Raw genomic sequence first — 888 nt, forward strand, 5'->3', positions numbered from 1 at the left:
ACTTCAAGCTGCTACAACGAGAACGTCGCCTGACCGCGGGACCGCTCTTCAAGTTCCACGAGCCGCGGGACATCCTCGTAGGCACTCAAGTCCACGGTGGTGATCCGCGTAGAGTCAGTTGCTGTGCAACGGCTTGTGCTTTTCGACCTGGACAACACGCTCGTGAACCTCGACGAGGCGTTTCGGGAGTGGGCCGCGGAGTTCGCCGACGAGCACGGCCTTGGAGACAAGGCGGTTAATTGGCTGCTTGTTCTCGACCAGGCCGGCTATCCCCATCGTGAGGTCTTCTTCGGCAAGGTGCGCGAGCGCTTCGCCCTGCCCGAATCAGTTGAGGAGCTGTGGAGCCGCTACCGGAAGCGCATGCCGTATCTCGTTCGCTGTCGGCCTGAGGTGATGGATGGATTGTCCCGACTCCGTGCGTTTGGTTGGAAGGTGGCGATCGTCACCAACGGGACCGCGGACAACCAGCTTGGCAAGATCCAGCGAACGGGACTGACCGAGGCAGTCGACGCTTATGCCCTCTCTGGACTCGAAGGCGTCCGCAAGCCCGACGTCGGCTTGTTCGAGATCGCTGCCAAACGGTGCGGCATGTCCCTTGCCGATGGGGGATGGATGGTCGGTGACCACCCGGTTGCCGACATCGGCGGTGGACGGGCGGCCGGTCTCCGAACGGTCTGGGTCGACCGGGGAACGCGGCCGAATCAGGAGCACGAGGCGGACCACGTTGTTACGGACGTGCTCCAGGCGATGGAGATCCTGTACGGCGAGCGTTGACCGAGAGGCCGCCGTGCGCAGCTTGCGGGGAAGTGCCGTACTGATCAAGAAACGTAGGCGTGACAAGCTTGTGCCCCGTTGATCGGGATCGTTTTCGCGGGTGACAGCCTGGAT

General features: G+C 62.7%; 1 protein-coding gene. It reads left to right on the forward strand.

From position 1 onward, the window contains the following. The first annotated feature begins 123 nt into the window (after nucleotides 1-123). Nucleotides 124-774, forward strand: coding sequence for an HAD family hydrolase (locus ACSDR0_RS50840; RefSeq protein ID WP_435296174.1), 651 nt, complete (start codon nucleotides 124-126; stop codon nucleotides 772-774). Nucleotides 775-888 lie beyond the last annotated feature (114 nt).

This window comes from Streptosporangium sp. G11, assembly GCF_051192615.1.
In the GTDB taxonomy this organism is placed as follows: Bacteria; Actinomycetota; Actinomycetes; order Streptosporangiales; family Streptosporangiaceae; genus Streptosporangium.